A 1,134-nucleotide genomic window follows, 5' to 3' on the forward strand; every position below is an offset into this window, starting at 1 on the left:
CGAGGACAACGCCAAGAGCATCGGCGTGGTCAGCGGCGGCCAGGCGATTCGCTGGCTCGACGTGCGGGTCGAAGGGCTGGCCGCGCATGCAGGCACCACACCGATGCCGCTGCGCAAGGACGCACTGTATGGCGCCGCGAAAATGATCCAGGCCCTGGAATGCCTCGCCACGGATTTCGCTCCCCAGGGCCTCACCACTGTCGGCGAGTTGAGCATTGCCAAGTCTTCGCGCAACACCATTCCCGGTTTGCTGACCTTCACCGTCGACCTGCGCCATCACCGCGACGCCGACATTGAGGCGATGGAGCAGCAGGTCATGGCGCGCTTGCAGGCCATCGCGCGCAAGCGCGGCCTGAGCGTCACCATCAGCCCTCATTGGATCAGCCCGGCCACGCCATTCGATGCCGAATGCGTGGCCTGCGTGCAAGCGGCGGTGGACGCCTTGGGTTACAGCCAGCAGCCCATTGTCAGTGGCGCGGGCCATGATGCCATCCACCTTGCACGCTATTGCCCGACGGCAATGATCTTCATTCCCTGCGTCGGCGGCCTCAGCCACAACGAAGCCGAAGACGTACTGCCCGAGGACGTGCGCCAGGGCGCCGATGTCTTACTCAACGCCGTGTTGAAACGTGCCGGCCACGCCAACTGACCACCTCATTCTGGAAGACTGAAGACGATCCGCTATGGGTGCAGGCAAGTCAGCACCCACAGGCCACCGTGCTCACTCAGGAGATGCCCATGCAAACGTTTTTCCACCCCGAACAACTCCTGCATCATCCGCGCAGCTACTACTCCCGTGGTCAGATGCGCACGCCGCAGGAAGTCCCCGAGCGCGCCCGCAACCTGCTGCAGGCCGCGCAAACGCTGGGCTTTGAGATCGTGTCACCCGAGGACCAAGGTCTTGAGCCACTGCTGGCCGTACACGGCGCGTCCTACCTGGCCTTCCTACAGGAGGCTCACCTGCGCTGGAAGGAAATCCCTGAAGACTGGGGCGACGAAGTCATGTCCAACATCTTCGTGCGTGAGCCCAACGCCCTGCGCGGCATCCTCGCCCAAGCCGCGCGCTACCTGGCGGATGGCAGTTGCCCGGTCGGCGAACTGACCTGGCGCTCGGCCTATTGGTCGGCCAAAAGC

At 64.1% G+C, this 1,134-nt stretch carries 1 protein-coding gene and 1 pseudogene; both read left to right on the forward strand.

Going from position 1 to position 1,134, the window contains the following annotated elements; all coding sequences use genetic code 11:
- On the forward strand, positions 1 to 649 hold a 649-nt coding region (locus tag L9Z73_RS30915), incomplete at its 5' end, for a M20/M25/M40 family metallo-hydrolase (protein ID WP_247408784.1).
- 89 nt (positions 650 to 738) lie between these two features.
- Positions 739 to 1,134: pseudogene (locus tag L9Z73_RS30920) on the forward strand (histone deacetylase family protein); the annotation flags it as partial.

Source organism: Pseudomonas emilianonis, assembly GCF_023072625.1.
In the GTDB taxonomy this organism is placed as follows: Bacteria; Pseudomonadota; Gammaproteobacteria; order Pseudomonadales; family Pseudomonadaceae; genus Aquipseudomonas; species Aquipseudomonas paraveronii.